The 16,884-nt window shown below is 66.5% G+C and carries 13 protein-coding genes and 3 pseudogenes; 8 read left to right on the top strand and 8 right to left on the bottom strand.

The window, feature by feature from the left end; translation table 11 throughout:
- Positions 1–77 precede the first annotated feature (77 nt).
- A pseudogene (locus ACZK2V_RS09475) lies at positions 78–1,110 on the bottom strand (DUF418 domain-containing protein).
- Positions 1,107–1,697 (bottom strand): TetR/AcrR family transcriptional regulator, encoded by a 591-nt coding sequence (locus ACZK2V_RS09470; RefSeq protein WP_189719572.1) that lies wholly within the window; start codon positions 1,695–1,697, stop codon positions 1,107–1,109. Before ACZK2V_RS09470 ends, ACZK2V_RS09475 begins: the two are co-directional and overlap by 4 nt.
- Positions 1,698–1,840: 143 nt before the next feature.
- Here ACZK2V_RS09470 and ACZK2V_RS09465 point away from each other — a divergent pair, with 143 nt between their 5' ends.
- On the top strand, positions 1,841–2,266 hold the full coding sequence (locus ACZK2V_RS09465; protein WP_164079689.1) for a DoxX family protein: 426 nt from the start codon (positions 1,841–1,843) through the stop codon (positions 2,264–2,266).
- Here the strand turns inward: ACZK2V_RS09465 and ACZK2V_RS09460 are convergent.
- Together ACZK2V_RS09460 and ACZK2V_RS09455 are read right to left on the bottom strand one after the other, a co-directional pair.
- Positions 2,239–3,042 carry an APH(3')-II family aminoglycoside O-phosphotransferase gene (locus ACZK2V_RS09460; protein WP_486323180.1) on the bottom strand — a complete coding sequence of 268 codons (804 nt, stop codon included), beginning with the start codon at positions 3,040–3,042 and terminating at the stop codon, positions 2,239–2,241. The genes ACZK2V_RS09465 and ACZK2V_RS09460 overlap by 28 nt on opposite strands.
- A gap of 41 nt (positions 3,043–3,083) precedes the next feature.
- A pseudogene (locus ACZK2V_RS09455) lies at positions 3,084–3,520 on the bottom strand (DUF2938 domain-containing protein).
- Positions 3,521–3,638: 118 nt separating this feature from the next.
- Between ACZK2V_RS09455 and ACZK2V_RS09450 the strand changes: the two are divergent.
- The 3 genes from ACZK2V_RS09450 to ACZK2V_RS09440 are packed head-to-tail and all read left to right on the top strand — an operon-like array spanning position 3,639 to position 5,792.
- Positions 3,639–4,304, top strand: coding sequence for an ArsR/SmtB family transcription factor (locus ACZK2V_RS09450; RefSeq protein WP_032129739.1), 666 nt, complete (start codon positions 3,639–3,641; stop codon positions 4,302–4,304).
- A gap of 14 nt (positions 4,305–4,318) precedes the next feature.
- Positions 4,319–5,047, top strand: coding sequence for a GNAT family N-acetyltransferase (locus ACZK2V_RS09445; protein ID WP_486323179.1), 729 nt, complete (start codon positions 4,319–4,321; stop codon positions 5,045–5,047).
- A gap of 28 nt (positions 5,048–5,075) precedes the next feature.
- Positions 5,076–5,792, top strand: coding sequence for an SDR family NAD(P)-dependent oxidoreductase (locus ACZK2V_RS09440; protein WP_486323178.1), 717 nt, complete (start codon positions 5,076–5,078; stop codon positions 5,790–5,792).
- Here the strand turns inward: ACZK2V_RS09440 and ACZK2V_RS09435 are convergent.
- Entirely contained in the window at positions 5,786–7,252 is a 1,467-nt protein-coding gene (locus ACZK2V_RS09435) for an MFS transporter (RefSeq protein WP_486323177.1), read from the bottom strand. The two genes, ACZK2V_RS09440 and ACZK2V_RS09435, sit on opposite strands and share 7 nt — an antisense overlap.
- Positions 7,253–7,393: 141 nt before the next feature.
- Between ACZK2V_RS09435 and ACZK2V_RS09430 the strand changes: the two genes are divergently transcribed.
- Positions 7,394–8,320: a LysR substrate-binding domain-containing protein gene (locus ACZK2V_RS09430; protein WP_486323176.1), complete on the top strand. Its 927-nt coding sequence runs from the start codon at positions 7,394–7,396 to the stop codon at positions 8,318–8,320.
- 63 nt (positions 8,321–8,383) lie between these two features.
- Positions 8,384–10,330, top strand: a complete 1,947-nt coding sequence (locus tag ACZK2V_RS09425) for an EAL domain-containing protein (RefSeq protein WP_486323175.1) — start codon at positions 8,384–8,386, stop codon at positions 10,328–10,330.
- On the opposite strand, the gene ACZK2V_RS09420 is transcribed toward ACZK2V_RS09425, so the two are convergent.
- Complete coding sequence (locus tag ACZK2V_RS09420; protein ID WP_049398557.1) at positions 10,327–10,938, bottom strand: TetR/AcrR family transcriptional regulator; 612 nt, start codon at positions 10,936–10,938, stop codon at positions 10,327–10,329. The genes ACZK2V_RS09425 and ACZK2V_RS09420 overlap by 4 nt on opposite strands.
- A 104-nt stretch (positions 10,939–11,042) precedes the next feature.
- On the opposite strand from ACZK2V_RS09420, the gene ACZK2V_RS09415 reads away from it, so the two are divergent.
- Positions 11,043–12,119, top strand: coding sequence for an MBL fold metallo-hydrolase (locus ACZK2V_RS09415; protein WP_486323174.1), 1,077 nt, complete (start codon positions 11,043–11,045; stop codon positions 12,117–12,119).
- Between the two features lie 80 nt (positions 12,120–12,199).
- Here the strand turns inward: ACZK2V_RS09415 and ACZK2V_RS09410 are convergent, their stop codons facing one another.
- Complete coding sequence (locus ACZK2V_RS09410) at positions 12,200–12,496, bottom strand: hypothetical protein (RefSeq protein WP_071228931.1); 297 nt, start codon at positions 12,494–12,496, stop codon at positions 12,200–12,202.
- 198 nt (positions 12,497–12,694) lie between these two features.
- Here ACZK2V_RS09410 and ACZK2V_RS09405 point away from each other — a divergent pair, with 198 nt between their 5' ends.
- Positions 12,695–15,814 carry a galactose-binding domain-containing protein gene (locus ACZK2V_RS09405; RefSeq protein WP_486323173.1) on the top strand — a complete coding sequence of 1,040 codons (3,120 nt, stop codon included), beginning with the start codon at positions 12,695–12,697 and terminating at the stop codon, positions 15,812–15,814.
- A gap of 89 nt (positions 15,815–15,903) precedes the next feature.
- Here the strand turns inward: ACZK2V_RS09405 and ACZK2V_RS09400 are convergent.
- Positions 15,904–16,877: pseudogene (locus ACZK2V_RS09400) on the bottom strand (ABC transporter substrate-binding protein).
- Positions 16,878–16,884 lie beyond the last annotated feature (7 nt).

Raw genomic sequence — 16,884 nt, 5'->3', positions numbered from 1 at the left:
CTGCCGCCACTATCGCAGATGCGCTCGCCACGACACAGACATGTCCGTCACAACATCACCTCGGCACGACCAAAGAACTAGCCTGCAATACGGCGCATCACCGCCTCCAGCGGACCGCGCGCGAACTGCCATGACCACAGCCACGCCGCAGCGGTCGCCAGCATCAGGAACAGCAGCGCCCACAGCAGCACCGACGCAAGCGAGGCACTGCCATCAAGCAGGCCCAGGCTTTCCAGCGTGCCCATGCCCAGCAGGATGTGACCCACATACAGGGTCAGGGTCATGCGCCCGGCCGCGGTGAACGGCTCCAGCCAGTCGCCCGGGCGTACACGCGTCAGCCACAGGCAGGCGGCGATGACACTGCAGGCCGCGCCCGCACCAGTAAGCACGTAGGCGGGTCCCGGCGGCATCGGCTGCGTTCCCAGCCACGCCTGCCAGAGCGTTCCCTGTGCGAGCTGCTGCACGCCATGTCCAGCCGCGATCAGCAACAGGCCCAGCACCAGCAATGCATGCTGCACCCGAGGCTGCGACAACTGAAGGCGCGCCAGCAGCATGCCCAGCAGGAAGAAGCACAGCCACGGCATCAACGGGTGGAAGCCATTGAACAGCAGGTTGCGGGCCGCGCCCGGCCATTGCCACAGACCGGCGTATTCCAGCGTCTGCCAGTTCCATCCCTGGCTGTAATCCCAATGCAGCAACGCCCAGAACGAACAAGCCGCCAGGCCCACGATGCTGGCCAGCAACACCCGCGGCGAGGCACGCAGCCACACCACCGCCAGCGCGAAATACACCGCGTAGTAGTGCAGGATATCGGCCGGGAACAGGGTCAGGTTGAGCAGGCCCAGCACCATCAGGAACAGCGCGCCTCCAGGTCTGCAGGCTGGCCGGCCACCACCCTTGCCGCTGCGTGGCCAACACCAGGCCCAAGCCAGCCAGCGTAACGAACGTCGCCGAAGCCTTGCCTTCCAGAAGGTGGAAGAAGCCTGCCAACCATCCTGTGCCTTCTGCAGGCACGGCCATCGCCAGGCGGAAATTGACCAGCACCATGCCGGCCAGTGCCAGGTAGCGGGCCAGATCCAGGCCATGCAACCGCCGGTCCACGCCACTCATGCACGCGCCCCCAGCAGCAGCGCCAACAGGCCAAGGTCCAACGGCGCGCCATCTGGATCGCCCACTCCACCAAGGCCCCGGCGCAGCGCATCGCTTTCGATGGCATCCAGCAACACCTGTGCCTGCAGTGTTGGGGCCAGCGCGGGGCGCCGCCGCTCGCGCTGTGCAACGTGCTGCAGGGCATCGGCCAGAACCTGCTGCAGTTGCCTGCGGTTGGCCGCGAAGGCCTCGGCCACGGCAGGGTTGCGTGCACTCTCGGCCAGCACCTCCACCGCAAGCGTTGCCCATTCCGGCTGCCCGCACAGCGCGTGGAAGTCCTGCAGGAAGGCCATCACCTGTGCCCGGTCGCCGTCGGCGCCCGCCAGGCGCTGCAGCATCGGGGCCAGCTCCTCGCTCTCGGCCACCGCTACCGCAAGGATGATCGCCTCCTTGCCCGGGAAGTGGTTGTAGAGATTGCCCAGGCTGACGCCAGCCGCCTGCGCGATGTCACGCATGCTGGTCTGGTGGAATCCCTTCACGAGGAAGCACTGCAGGGCGGCCTGCAGGATCTGCGCGATGCGTTGCTCGTTGCGGTCGGCTCGGTTCATGGCGTAAATAGTGAACGAACGTTCGTCCAATTAGAAGCTGGCGATCCGGCCAACGCCGGGCTCCGTTCAGCCAGCCTTGACCTCAACTGCGGTTGAGGCCCGATGCTGCGCGGCCTGTCCCACGCTCAACCCGGAGTTCCTGCATGCCACGGATGATCACCACCCTGCTCGACAGCCGCGTGCTGTGGTTCCTCGCGCGGCTGTTGCTGGCCGTGGTGTTCCTGTCCTCGGGCCTGGCCAAGCTGCTGGCGTGGGACAACAGCGTGGCCGAAATGCAGTCGGCCGGGCTGCAACCGCCTGTGCTGTTCAACATCGCCAGCGCCGTGGTGCTGCTGGGCGGCGCACTGTGCCTGCTGCTCGATCGCCTGCTCTGGCTGGGCAGCGGCGCGCTGGCGGTGTTCATGCTGCTGACCATCGTCATCGTGCATACCTTCTGGAACAAGCACGGCGCCGAACAGCAGCTGGCCCTGTTCTTCGCGCTGGAACACCTGAGCGTGGTCGGTGGCCTGATCTGCGCGGCCATCGCCAGCCATGCGCGGGCTCAGAAGAACTCGTCGAGCAACCGGTAGAACGCCAGCCGGCGCTCGTCGGCCACCGCGCCGTAGCGTTGGAACAACGGCGCGACCCAACGCGTGTCGCCGAAGTTGTGGACCAGGCTGCGCGCGGCCAGCGCCAGATCCTGGTAGCGGTCGGCCACACCCAGCCGGCCACAGTCGATGAAACCACTGAAGCGACCCTGGACCGCCATCAGGTTCGGCAGGCAGGCGTCTCCATGGCTGACCACCAGGTCTTCATGGTCGGGCTGGATGCTGCACAGTTCGGCGAAGACCTGCTGCGGACTCTGGCCCAGGCGTTCGTCATCGAAATCATCGGCATCCACCAGGCCCGCTTCAATGCGGGCCTGCGCGACCTGCACGCGCGACGCCAGTCGCTGGTCGAACGGACAGGCTGCCACCGGCAACGCATGCAGCCCGCGTAGCGCGTCGGCCAGCAGCTCCACCAGCTGCTGTGGCGCGAGCTCCGGCAACGAGGCCAGGTCGTGGCCAGGCAGCGCGCTCATCAGCAACCAGCGCCGGCCCGCCTCTTCGGCAGTGGCAATCACCGTTGGCACCGGTTGTCCCTGTGCCTGCAGCCAACGCAGGCGTGCGATCTCATCGCCCAGCTCACTGAAGGCGTCGATCACTTCCGACTTCAGGAAGGCATCGGCCTGGCCCGGCCGATGCACGCGGGCAACATCCGCACGCGACACACCGATCGATTGCCGCTCGATGCGCGCATCGGCCAACGCCTCCTGCCAAGCCCACGGCAGCGGCATGTCATCAGTGATGGATTCGGGTGCTTCCATGCCAAGGTGTTCCTGTTGCCGGTGACCCCACGGATTCTCGCTCATCCTGCATGGACCGCAGCCAACAACAACGCGGAAAGGTACATGCCCAGGCCGAACACACTGTGCGCCACCAGGCTGCGCAGGCGCGCCTTGCCCGGCGCCGGGGTCTTTGAAGCGGCAATGCCCGCGCCCATGCCCGGCTGCAGGATGAGGAACGGTGCGGCGACGCTGAGGATGCCGAAGGCCAGCGCCGGCCACAGTGTCGGCGCCTGCACCCAACCGTTCCCCACCGCGGCCAGCAGCAACGCGGCGAAGACCACACCGATCACGTAATGCGCGGTCCAACCCAGCGCTCGCCACTGACCGCTGCCGAGCGGCCGATGCCATCGTGGCGGAAGCGCCCGCGCGGCAGATGCCCCAGCCAGCGGCCCACCGTCGCGAAATCCAACGAGGGAATGCCGAGCAGCCGCCGCTGCACCAGCGCCCACAGGTCCATCACTGCGGTCGCTCCCACGCCGACCACCACCGAATCCATCACGAATGTCGCCAGGCCAGCCATATCGCGCACCTTCAATTATTTGCTTGAATGATAGAGCGATGCTAGCGTGCGCCGCATGAACGCTGCAACAGAGCCACCGCTCTCACCGCTGGAAGCCTTGGCCGAGATCGCCCGCACGCTCGGCCATGCCCATCGCCTGGCCCTGCTGGAGCACATCGCCCAGGGCGAGCGCGCCGTGGAGCGCCTGGCCGAACTGACCGGGCTGTCGGTGGCCAATACCTCCCAGCATCTGCAGCAGCTGCGCCGTGCCGGCCTGGTTCAGACCCGACGCGATGGCAAGCGCATCCTCTACCGCAGTGGTGAGGGTCCGCTGGGCAACCTGCTGGCCGCGCTGCGCGACTATGCCGACCACCAGCGCAGCGAGATGCACGGCGTGATCCACGACAGCCTGCAGCGCCGCGATGCTCTGGAAGGCCTGACTGTCGAGCAGTTGCTGGAACAACGCAGCAGCGTGGTGCTGCTGGATGTGCGGCCGCGTGAGGAATTCGATCTGGGCCACTTGCCCGGCGCGCTGAACATTCCCGTTACGGAACTGCGTGCACGGATGGACGAACTGCCGCGTGCCGTCCACATTGTCGCGTACTGCCGCGGTCCCTACTGCGTGCTGTCCAACGATGCGGTGGCGATGCTGCGCGAGGCCGGACTGACCGCGCAGCGGCTCGCCGCCGGTTACCCCGAATGGAAGGCCGCCGGCCTGCAGGTGGACCTGCCCCGGCACTGAGCGAGACACCGGTCATGGATGATGTGTTTGCCCCGTTGATCGATGCGACCTGGCGCAGCGTGTTCTCCGGGCAGCGCATGCTGCAGGATGATCCGCTGCTGCAGTTGGCGTGCAGCGATGATTTCGATGAGGGCGAGGACGGCATGCTGCTGCAGCCGGTCACGGGCCCCGCGCGCGCACTGCTGCGCCCGGCCCTGGCCGCTCGCCTGCAACTGCATGCGCAGCCGCACTGGACGCTCCCGCAGCTGCAACTGCGCCTGCAGCAGCTCGGCCAGCGCACGCATGGTGCGGATCGTGTCTTCTACTTCCCTGCCGCAGAACTTGCAGCCCTGGCCGAGCGCCCTGCACCGCCACATATCCGCCGTCTTGGCCCGACCGACGCAGCCGCGTTCGACGGGTTCCAGGCCAGCGCGAGCGAGGAGGATCTGGATGCCGCCTGGGTCGAGCTGGACCACTGGCAGGTGTTCGGCGCCTTCGATGGCGAGCGGCTGGTTGCCGCGGGAAGCATGTACCCGTGGAGCCTGGATCCGGCCCTGGCCGACATGGGCGTGCTGACCCTTCCCGAAGCCCGCGGTCGCGGGCACGCGCGCCAGCTGGTACGCGCCATGGCCGTGTCCGCACAGACGGCCGGGCTGCAGCCGCAGTACCGTTGCCAGCTCGACAACACCGCCTCGATCATTACCGCCGAACGCAGCGGCCTGCGTGCGTTCGCCGATTGGGACACCGTTCTGGCGGCCGACTGAGGCCGCCGCAGTACAACAAGGAAGCAACATGAAATTGATGGTCATCGGCGCCAGCAGGGGCCTCGGTCGGGCGTTCGTGGAAGGCCTGTGCAGTGCAGGCGACACCGTCATCGGCGTTTCACGCAACCGACCGCGCGATATTGAATGCCCCGAGGGCGTCACCCTGCAGTGGATCGAAGCCGATCTGTCCCAGCCGACCGTGGCTGCCGACCACATCGCAGCACAGGCACCTGCCGATCTGGATGTGCTGATCCACAACCTGGGCATCTGGGAACAGACCGCCTTCAGCGACGAGTACGCCTTCCTCGACGAAACCGATGCCGCACTCATCCAACTCGTCGACGTCAACATCACCGCCACCCTGGTGCTGCTGCAGCGCCTGCTGCCGCGGGTGCTGGGCGCGCCACGCCCGCAGCTGGTGCTGACCGGCTCGACCTCGGCACTGCCACGCAGCGGCCGCCCGGAAGTGGCGTTCGGCGCATCCAAGTTCGCGCTCAACGGCATCGCCGATGCACTGCGCGAGGGCTTCCGCGATCGCCGCCTGGCGGTGACCAGCCTGCAGCTGGGCTACCTCAACACCGACGATGCACTGTCGGTGCCGGTGGCGGAGGCCGCAGCGCGCGGCGACGGCGAGCTGGTGCCGGTGCACGACGTCGTTGCGGTGGTGCGCGCGTTGCTGCAGCTGTCACCGTCCGGCTTCGTGCGCGAACTGGTGCTGCCGGCCATCGCCGACCCGCGCTACTGACCGCGCCTGCACAGGCCAGGCTCGACCTCTTCGCGCAACAGGTACCCGAGCACGATGGCGGTCAGCACGGTCGCCATCGCCAGGACAAACAGCTGGCCACGGACGGACTCCATGTATGCCTGGGCCAGCGCCGTTCTCGAAACGCCGGGCAATGCCTCCACCGCTCCGCCAAGGTCGCCCATGGACAGCCTGTGCACGGCGGCACGGGCCACGACGCTGGCCTCAAGCGCCATACTCCCGCCAATGCGGGATGAGAGCATGATGCCGACAAGCGCGAGGGCAATGGAATCGCCTGCCAGTCGCATTGCGTTGAAGATGCCCGCGGCCATGCCTGCCTGCTCTTTGCCAACCACGCTGACCGCCAGGCCATCCATGATCCCCCAAGGCAGACCGATGCCGATCCCGATGACCAGCATCGGCATCCAGCGCACCGAAGGTAGCTGGAACACCTGGGCCAGCCATGCCAGCCCAAGCGCGCCGATCAACAGGCCCGCACAGCAGAGCGTCCGCGCCGGAATCCAGCGCAGCAGGTAACCGGCAACCAGGGGCACAACCAGCAAGGGTGCAGACAGTGCTGCCATCGCCAGTCCAGCCTCGGTGGGCCGCAGTCCTTCAACACCGATGAACCCCGCCGGCAGCACCACCAGAAGGACGACATACGAGAACGCAGGCGCAGCGGCGAGAATCTGCACGCCGACAAAGCGCCGGTTGCGGAACAGCCCGAGATCCAGCAGCGGTGTTCGATGGGAGCGCTCGACGGCAATGAACGCGGCCAGCAACACCATCGAGAGCGCCAGCAGTACCAGCGTCTGCGGATGCAACAGGCCGCGTTCCGGCAGCACGATCATGGCGTAGGTGAGAGACCCCAGCGCCAGCATGAAGGTGACGGCGCCCAGCCAATCCAGGCGTGGCGAACCGGTGCTCTTCGATTCGACGGATGACAGGGCGACCAACGGTACGGTCAGGGCGGCCAGCAACGCAGGCAGGAAGAACACCCATTCCCAGCCCAGCGCATCGATCAATCCGCCTGCCAGCAGCGGACCGCCTGCAGCTCCTGCACCAAAGGTGGTGCCGATCAGGCTGAACACCCTGGCCCGCGCCTGGCCGTCGAACACCTGCGCCAGCGACGCCATCGCACCGGCAAACGCAGCCGACGCCGCCATCCCCTGAAGCAGTCGCAGTGCATTGATCCACGCCACATCGGGCATCAAGGGGATCAGGCCGGTGACGAGCGCAAACGACGCCCCGCCCAGAAGCCAGATCCGGCGCCTGCCATGCAGATCGGCCAGCCCACCGGCCACCAGCGTGGTGCAGCCGTAGGTCAACAGATAAGCGTTGATGATCCAGGACAACGCCGCAGGCGAACCGCCCAGCGCGTCCCGGATGGCGGGAATGCCAACGGCGGGGCTGGCAATGCTCAACGGAATGGTGAGCGCGGTCAGACAGCCCGCCAGCACCACTCCAAAGCGTGATGATCCGGCCGTCTCAGCAGAAGCAACTGACATGTCGATGAAACTCCAGCGTGGCCAGGCGCCACCCCATTGATGCTATCGACGACGCTATCGCCTAAGAATCCATCGTTGTGTCCGTGCTTTAATGACATGAACGTCATCAATGGCCATGTCATGGACAGCTTTGCCGGTCTCAGCCTCTTCGTTCTGGTCGCCGAGGCACGCAGCTTCGCGGCCGCAGCACGACAGCGTGGCATCACCCCTTCGGCGGCAAGCAAGACCATTGCCCGGCTGGAAGAGCGCCTGGCCGCCCGCCTGCTGAATCGCAATACCCGCAGCGTCAGCCTGACTGCCGAAGGCGAGCAGTTCCTTGAACGCTGCCGTCGCATCATGACCGAGGTCGCCGCAGCGGAGCGCGAGCTGACCGACGCCCAGGCCGCGCCCAGCGGTCGCCTGAAGGTCAGTCTTCCACTCGCCAGCGGACTGATGCTGCCGGTGCTATCGGCCTTTGCGCACCGCTTTCCCGCCATCGAACTCGACCTGCACTTCAGCGACCGTCTTGTCGATGTCATCGAGGAGGGCTTCGACGCCGTTGTCCGCACGGGCAACCCCGCCGACTCCAGGCTGCACGGCCGCAACCTCGGCAGTGCCCGCCTGCTCTGTGTGGGCGCCCCTGCGTACTTCGCCAAGCGCGGCACGCCACAGCACCCGGATGATCTGAGCGGCCACGCATGCCTCCTCCATCGCTTTCCCGGCACCGGCCTGATCGAACGTTGGCCGCTGCCCACGCATGAGGGAGGCACTGAGCCACGGCTGACTGCCGCAATGACCGCCAATCATCTTGAGACGATCCTGCACATGGCCATTGATGGCCATGGCATTGCGTGCCTGCCCGACTTCGCCACGCGTGATGCGCTGGACCGCGGTGAACTCGTCAGCGTCCTGGACCCATGGAGCACCGAGCGCAGCACCTTCTGGGCCCTCTGGCCAAGCCATCGTCATCAGCAGCCGCGTGTACGCGCATTTGTCGATTTCATGGCCGAACACCTCCTGCCCGAACCCAGCCAGTGCAATTGAACCTGCGCCCTGCTGCGACTACGCTGCTCGTCACTGGCCGTCGGTCACAGGCGGGAACCTGCTATGGATGCGCTTTCACGGGTCTCGGCCCAGGTCCTGGACAGCGCCCTGCCCAGCCTGCCGCTGTACCTGCTGCAGGCCACGGCGGTGATCGGCATGATCGGCGTGCTGCTGATCGCCACCCGCCGCGCCGGCCATGCCATTGAAGGCCGTCGCCTGTATGTCGGCGTGGCGCTGGGCCTGATCTACCTGTTCAATTCCTGGTTCGTGGCCCGTTACACCCAGGGTGTGGTCAAGCTGCACCTCGGCTTCGACATCCTGCTGGTCAGTGGCCTGCTGGGCGGTTGGCGCGGCGGCCTGACCTGCCTGGCCGCCAGCCTGCTGGCGCGCTACCAGTTTGCCGGCACCCAGTATTTCCTGCCGGCCGGCCTCGAGGCCACGCTGCAGATGCTGGCCGGCGTCTGGCTGCGCAGGCGCCTGCACCCGCGCATGCTCAATGAGCTCTCGCTGCGCGTGATCCTGCAGGCCTGGGGCGTGCGTATCGCCGTCACTGCGTTGGGCCTGGCACTGGGCGTCGCAATCATCGGCGCCAATCAGCTGCCCGTGGAGGAGTTGGCAATCCAGCGCCTGCTGGCACTGCCACTATCGCTGCTGATGCTCGGCGCGGTGTTCGCGCTGGTCTACAACGATGCGCAGATCGATGCACAGCGTCAGCGCGAACAGGCCTGGCTGCGCATCGATCCGATCAGTGGCCTGCCCAACATGCGTGCACTTGGCGAACGCCTGCAGCATTACTGGCGCGACAACGACGGCATCGGCAAGGCCTGCCTGATCGTGGCCGAGATGGGCAACCTGCGCGATCTGCGCCTGCGCTACGGGCCGCTGCAGGACAACGGCCTGTGGCAGCGCGACAGCACCGACGAGGTGCATCGGCTGCTGCCCTCGCTGCCAGCCGGGCAGCTGGAGATCTACCAGTTCGGCGATGCCGCGCTGGCGATCCTGGTGCGCGACCTGGCCTTGTTCGAACTGCGCACGCAGCCGCAGATCACCGAGCTGGCCAGCAACCTGGCCGATCGGGTCGGCCGCGATTGGCCCGGCTTCCGGCCGCTGTTCCGCTGTGCGGTGGTCGAACTGAAGCCCCCCTCCGATGCCGACGAAGGACATCTTCCGTTCCGCGCGATCACCGTGGCGCTGAGTGCGATCGAATCCGGCGTCGTGTTCTTCGACGATCCGATCCAGCGCGACAGCGAGATCGACGCCCTGATCGAAGTCGCCCTCGAACGCTGGTTGCAGCAGGGAGATGCGCCCCTGTGCTACCAGCCCAAGCATCGCCTCCAGGATCGCCAGCTGGTCGGCGCCGAAGCACTGCTGCGCATGCGCGACGGCGAGGGCCGGCTGATCGCGCCGATGCGGGTGATCTCGCTGCTGCGCCGGCAGGGGCGGTTGGCTGAACTGGAATGGGCCACGCTGCAATCGGCCATCCACTTCCTGCAGCAGTGCCGACGCGATGGCTCGCAGCTGAAGATCGCCGTGAACGTTTCGGCCGAGTCACTGCGCCTGCCCGACTTCGGCCTGCGCCTGCAGGAATTGCTGGCACTGCACGATGTGCCCGGCGTGATGCTGCGCCTGGAGATCGTCGAATGGACCGAGATCGTCGAACGCGACGTGGTCGATGCCAACATCGCACAGCTGCTGGCGGCGGAGGTCACGCTGTCACTGGATGATTTCGGTGCCGGCTATTCAACCCTGATCCTGCTCTCGCAGCTGGCCATTGCCGAGGTCAAGATCGAGCAGGCGTTGATTGCCACGCTGTCCGACGCCAAGTCGCAGTCGATCGTTCGCTTCATCGTCGAAGTCGCGCACCGCTGCGGCGCGATCGTAGTGGCCGAGGGTACCGAAACCCTCGCGCAGGAACAGCAACTGCGCGCACTGGGCGTGGATGTCGGCCAGGGCTATCTGTACTCGGCGGCGCTGCCGGCCGACGAGTTCCGCCGCTTCGCCGCCAGCTAGACCGCGTAGTAACCCAGGAACATCGCCACCGCCGATTCGGCCACGCGTGCCCGCTCCTGTTCGTTCAACGGCGCCTGCCCCATCGTCACCTGCGGCCAGAATGCAAAGCTCTTCACCAGCCCGTGCAGCTGGTGGCCGGCGAACTCCGGATCGACCTGGCGCAGCCGGCCATCGGCGATTGCCGCACGGATCCACGCACTCTCACCGCTTTCCTTCTCGCCCATGCGGCAGACGATGGCCTGCGCACGTTCCGGCGAATGGATGATCTCGGCCATTGCCACCCGTGCCAGGTCGATGAAGTTGGCATCGCTGAGCAGTTCCAGCTTCTGCCCCAGCAGCTGCATCAGCTGCGCCTGCAGCGGCTGATCGGCGCGGTACGGCAGTGCGTCGCTGGCCACGCTGCGCTCCCACAGCTCCTCCAGGATCATCGAGAACAACGCTTCCTTGCTCGGGAAGTGGTTGTAGACGGTGCGCTTGGAGACCCCCGCCACCTCGGCGATGCGGTCCATGCTGGTCGCCTCGTAGCCCGATGCCCGGAACTCCTCCACCGCCGCACGCACGATGGCTTCGCGTTTGCGGTCGGTCAGGCGTTGCGGGGCACGGGACATGGCGGAAACCGGATAGCTGAACGGACGCCACCATTTTACACCCGGCAGTGTACTTTTGAAAAACACGAAACTACACTGTGCAGTGTACCCAGCGGACGTCACCCATGAAGCGCCTGCTCCTTGTCCTTTTGCTTGGAATCCTCGCCGTGACCGCCTACACCTTCTGCAAGTCCTGGTCCCTCCCCGACTTCCCCGATTCGCCGCAGTACCGCGACGGCAAGTTCCGCAATGCCCTGCCGCGTCCGGCGATGGGCCTGCGCGATGGCGCGGAGATCTGGTGGACGTTCCTGTTCAACAAGCCCAAGGGCACCGTGCCCGCCCACCCCATTCCGGTGCTGCCGCTGGACCGTGCAACCCTGGACGCCGCGCCTGATCGCAGCCTGTTCCGGCTCGGGCATTCCACGATCCTGCTGAAGCTGCGCGGCCAGTACTGGCTGACCGATCCGGTGTTCTCCGAGCGCGCTTCGCCGGTACAGTGGCTGGGCCCGGCGCGCTTCCACGCACCGCCGATCAGCATCGACGAACTGCCGCCGATCGCCGGCGTGATCCTCTCGCACAACCATTACGACCACCTGGACCATGCCGCAGTGATGCAGCTGGCCGGCAAGACCGCGCGCTTCATCGCACCGCTGGGTGTGGGCGACCAGCTGATTGCGTGGGGCGTGGACGCCAGCAAGGTCGAACAGCTGGACTGGTGGCAATCGACCGAGGCCAGTGGCCTGCGCCTGATCGCCACCCCGGGCCAGCATTTCTCCGGCCGCGGGCTGGGCGACAGTGATCGCAGCCTGTGGGCGTCATGGGTGATCCAGGACGGCGACTTCCGCATCTTCTTCAGCGGCGACACCGGCTACTTCGACGGCTTCAAGGCCATCGGTGAGAAGTACGGCCCGTTCGACCTGACCATGATCGAAACCGGTGCCTACGACCCGCGCTGGGCCTTCGTGCACATGCAGCCCGAGCAGACCCTGCAGGCGCACCTGGACCTGCGCGGCAAGTGGCTGCTGCCGATCCACAACGGCACCTTCGATCTGGCGCTGCACGCCTGGCAGCAACCGTTCGAGCGCATCACTGCATTGGCTGACGCAAAGAACGTGCCGGTGGCCACGCCGATGATGGGCGAAGCACTGGACATGCAGGCGCCGCAGGCGGGTACACGCTGGTGGGAGACGGTGGAGCTGTAATGGGGGATGCCGCTTGACCTGCCGGAAGCCATGTAGAGCCGAGCCATGCTCGGCTGCTTCTGAGAAGTGCGCCGTGGACGTCAAACAAGCTCAGCTTTGGAGTCACCGCAATTGGAGACGCCGCCAGCATTGCTGACATCGACATGCACGGTTATCAATTCGGCTTCCGGTACCGCATTCTGGACCTGCACGCATGCGGCACGCGCGACATCGTCTGCGGCTGTGCCTTCTCGCTGGAATCGCAACGCCAACACGCCCGGCGAACCACTGCCCAGCAGCGCATCGTCGCACCCCACCTCTGCAAGACCTCGCTCAAATGCACTGAGATCTTTTCCGGTATCAGGCACTCGGTACATCAGCGTGAAACTGAACTCCATCATCAATCCATTTCAGATCGGTGGTCGTTGCCAATCAGCATAGGGGCAAGCCTGCAGCCGTCCAGAGCCACATCCGTCAGCGCTCCCGCGATGGCAGCGCCAGCGCCCGGCGGCGCTGCAGTGCGTCATGTAACCGATTACATCCCTTGCTAGCGTAGCGCTCGCCCGATTCCGGTCGAACCTGCGAGGCTGTCCGTAATGACGTTGCGCGCCGAACGCTCCAAGGTCTCCCGCCCACCTGCCCCATGGCGACCCGCCGCCACTCTGATGCTCGCCGTCCTGGCATCCTCCGCGCAGGCACAGACATTGCCACCACGCAGCCAATGGCAGGCCAGCGCCTCCTCGCAGCAGGTACCGGCGATGGCGATCAGCCATCTGATCGACGGCGACCCCAAGACCGTCACCGGCGGCGCCTTCAGTCCGGGCCACTGGTTCCAGATCGATCTGGGTGCACCGACGCTACTGGCGGGCGCACGGATCACCTGGGATGTCTCCAATCCAGAGGGCTATTCACTGCAGACCTCGCTGGACGGCACACAGTGGCAGACCGCGTACACCATGGCCGATTCGCTGGGCGACGTGGAAACGCTGTACTTCGCGCCACGCCAGGCGCGCTACCTGCGGTTGGCCAGCCCACAGCGCACCTCCGATTGGGGCGTGTCGATCTTCGAGATGGAGCCGCTGGACAGCACGCTCAGCGCACGCATCAGCGGTGTCGATGCAGCGCAGGCGGCGGCGCTCTGGCAAGGCGGTGGCACCGTCGCGGTTCCAGCCGGAAAAGGTGGATCCCATACGTTCGAGATCATGCTGCCTCGCGCCCAGTCCACGGCCGGTCTCGCGGTCGACTGGGCCGATGGCGGGCGCGGCGCCGCCCGCTTGCAGGCGCAGGACGCACAGGGCCGATGGCAGGACCTCGCACACGATGCACAGGCGGCCAGCCATCGGCAGAGTTGGCTGGCTGCTGACACGGCACAACCTCTACGTGCATTCCGCCTGGCCGTGGACGGCACTGCCCCGCAGATCGCACGCCTGCGCCTGCTTGGCCCGAAAGCCGTGATGACGCCGATGAAGCGCTACCAGATTGCCGCCAGCGGTGCGCAACGTGCGTTGTTCCCCGCCTCGCTGCAGATGCAGCAGACCTACTGGACCGCAGTTGGCGTGCACGCAGGGCGGCAGAAATCCATCTTCGACGAATACGGCAACCTGGAAGCGTTCAAGGGCGCACCGCTGGTGCAGCCGATCTGGCGCAATGCCGATGGCAGCGCAGCCGGTGCCGCCGGGCAGAAGGTGCAGCACGCACTGCGCGACGGCTGGAAGCCAATGCCCTCCGCCACCTGGTCACCGCAACCCGGGCTGGAGCTGCGCAGTGAGGTGTTCGCCATCGAGCGCGATGGCCAGCCGGTGACCTTCCTCCGCCATCGACTGCACAACACCGGCACCACGGCGATCGACGGCACGCTCAGCCTGGTCGTCCGCCCCATGCAGATGAATCCGCCGTGGCAGAACGGCGGACTGTCGCCGATCCGCGAGGTGCGCATCGACGGACAGGCGGTGCGCATCAATGGCCGCTCGCTGCTGCACTCGCTCACGCCGGTGGCTGCGTCCGGCGTGGCGCCGTTCGGGAAGGACGGCACAACGGAGATCACCGCGGACATCGCTGCCGGCGAACTGCCTTCCTCGCAGCAGGCACGTGACGAGCAAGGACTGGCCGCAGCCGCATTGAGCTACCGGATCCGCCTCGCGCCCGGTGCCAGCGATGCGGTGGTCGTGGCGTTCCCACTCGGTACCGCCGCTGCCGATGCCAATGGCGTGCTGCCCGAGGCGCCTGCGCTTGACCTGTCCACGCTGCCCCGTGATGCCAATGCGGCGTTCGAGACGCTGGCCACGCAGGCGTCCGCAGATTGGCAGGCGCGGCTGGGCCAGGTTGGCCTGCGCCTGCCCGATCCCTCGCTGGTCGACATGCTGCGCGCGCAGGCTGCCTACATGCTGATCAACCAGACCGGCCCGGCCATGCAGCCCGGCCCGCGCAACTACAACCGCTCCTTCATCCGCGATGGCATGGCCACCTCGGCGGTGCTGCTGCGTATGGGCGAAGCCAAGGTCGCGCGCGACTACCTGGCGTGGTACAGCCAGCACGGCGTGCACGGCAGCGGACTGGTCTCGCCGATCCTCAACGACGATGGCAGCGTCAACACCGGCTTTGGTTCGGACATCGAGTACGACAGCCAGGGCCAGTATGTGGCACTGGTCGCCGATGTCGCCCGCCTCGATGGCGGTGCGGAGTCGGTGCGCGCGTACCTGCCGAAAGTGAAGGCGGCGCTGCGCTTCCTGCAGCAGTTGCGCGAGCGCACGCTCGTAGCGGGTTACATGGCTGACCAGCCAGCGCCGGAGCGCTTCGCGGGCATTCTTGCGCCGTCGATCAGCCATGAGGGCTACCCTTCGCCCACCCACAGCTATTGGGATGACTACTGGGGACTGAAGGGCTGGCACGACGGCGCGTGGCTGGCAGAGGCACTTGGCGACCATGAAACCGCCCGTTGGGCGCGCGAACAGTACAAGCTGCTGTACGACGCACTGCATGCCTCGATCCGGGCGACGATGGCGTGGAAGGGCATCGACTTCATTCCGTCCTCGGCGGATCTGGGCGATGGTGATCCCACCGGCGTATCGATCGCGCTGGATCCCACCGGCGCGCAGAGCGTGCTACCGGCAGAGGCGCTGCGAACCACCTTCGCCCGCTATCTGGACGATGTGCGCAAGCGCAACCAGCCAGGCGCGCTATACGCCTATACGCCCTACGAAATCCGCAACGTGCTGAGCTATGTGCATCTTGGTCAGCCGGACGTGGCTGACGAGCTGTTGCAGGGCCTGCTTCATGATCGACGCCCGCTTGAATGGCAGGTGCTGGCCGAAGTGGTGCATTCGCGGCTGCGCTTCCCGCGCTACCTCGGCGACATGCCGCATACCTGGATCGGTGCCGAATACGGCCGCACGCTGTTCGGCATGTTGATGCGCGAGGACGATGACGCGTTGTCATTGCTGCCGGGCACGCCGCCGTCTTGGGTGGCCGGGGATGGGTTGGCGGTGGAACGCCTGCCGACCGCGTATGGCACGCTGCAGATGCAGGCGCGGCAGCGCGACGGGCTGCTGACGGTCACGCTGGGCAAGGGCTTGCGCAGCGGGACGGCGGTGAAGGTCTGGTGGCCGGCGCGCACGATGCCGAAGACGGTGCGTGTGGATGGACGCGAGGTTACCGCGTTCGATGCGGAAGGCGTGCGCGTGGCGAAGCCGTTCAAGACGCTGGAGGCGCGTTGGTAGAGTCGAGCTTGCTCGACTGCATTTCGCCGATCACCATGCGCCAGTCGAGCAAGCTCGACTCTACAGGGGCGCGCCGGCCATGCCCGGCGTCAGAGCGTCGGCAGCCCCGGCGGGTTGGTCTGCGACTGCGGCACGGCCTCCTCGGCCACATTCCATCGCTTCAGCGCCTGCGCATAGGTGCCACTGCCGATCTGGGTGTTCAGCGCCTGCGTCACCGCATCAGCCAGGCCGCTGCCCTTGCGCGTGGTCACCGAGATCGCTGCGGCGTTCGGCCAGCCCCCGGGAACAGGCCCACACGCCGCACCTTGCCATCGCGCGCCGAATAGGCGCCGGTGGCGTTGGGCTCGAACGAGACATCGGCGCGCCCGGTGATCACTGCCAGCCGCCCAACCACGGCGTCATCGAAGTACTGGTACTCCACCGGCTTCAAGCCAGCGGCGATGTTCTGCTGGTCCCACTGCCGCAGGATCTGGTCCTGGTTGGTGCTGGCACCGACCACCACCTTCAGCCCGGCAACGTCGGCCGGCTTTTCGATCTTCTGGATCGGCCCATCAGTGCGCGTGTAAATTCCCAGCAGATCGTAACGGTAGCTGGAGAAATCGAACTTCTTCTTGCGCTCTTCGGTCACCGTCACGTTCGACAGCACCGCATCGTACTTGCCTGATTCCAGACCCAGCGGCCAGTCGGCCCACGCCACCGGCACGATCACCAGCTTCAGGCCCAGCCCATCGGCAATCAGCCGCGCGATGTCCGGCTCGATGCCGACCACGTCCTTGCTGTCGGTACCATAGTCGGCCAGCGGCAGCTGCCCCGGATGGGTGGCCACGGTGAACGTACCAGGCGTGACAAAGCGATAGTCGACCGGGATCAACGCCTGCGCCTTCGGATCGAGCGTGCCCTTCAGGATGGCGGTGTTCGCACCCACCAGGCTGGTTGCGGCCACGGTGCCGGCATCCGGTGCCTGACGCACGCGCGAATAGACGATGCCGGCAATGCCAATGACCAGCACGCCGACGATCAACAGGGTGCTGCGCGAGGGGCGACGCGGTGCTGCAGGGCTCATGGTGTTC

It is taken from the genome of Stenotrophomonas sp. 93052_Sma (assembly GCF_056481145.1).
This window is presented reverse-complemented; position numbering and strand designations above follow the sequence as displayed.